Raw genomic sequence first — 423 nt, 5'->3', positions numbered from 1 at the left:
CACAGCTTTTTAACGCTGCTACCAGTTTCTGGTTGGGGAAGTAGCGCTTGTCAAACAGCATCAGCCCCGGCCCCTGGCCCAGTTTCAGCGGGTATTTAATGTTATCAATGCCCGGAACATCGCCCGCTACGGCGGTATCCAACACGATCACGACGTCCGGTTTAATGTGTTCCGCCGAGGTTTGCGCCCCGCGTAGCCCAACTTCTTCTTCCACACTGCCAACGCCATACAGCGTAATTTCGGGATTATTCACCGTCTGCAATAGTTCAGCCATCATTGCGCAGCCGATGCGGTTATCCAACGCCTTGCCGACCACTTTATCTTCGCCCCAGCAGGCAAAATTGGCTTCCGGGCTAATAAAATTACCAATTTCCACGCCGCGCTTTTCCACCTCTTCGCGACTGTTCGCGCCAATATCAATGA

1 pseudogene is annotated in these 423 nt (G+C 53.2%); it reads right to left on the bottom strand.

From position 1 onward, the window contains the following. Window positions 1–423 (bottom strand): annotated as a pseudogene (locus SB756_RS28195) (hypothetical protein); the annotation flags it as partial.

This window comes from Pseudomonas sp. SIMBA_068, from assembly GCF_046534705.1.
GTDB classification, from domain to species: Bacteria; Pseudomonadota; Gammaproteobacteria; order Pseudomonadales; family Pseudomonadaceae; genus Aquipseudomonas; species Aquipseudomonas putida.
The sequence above is the reverse complement of the archived record's forward strand: the minus strand, read 5'-3'. Positions and strand labels throughout refer to the sequence as shown.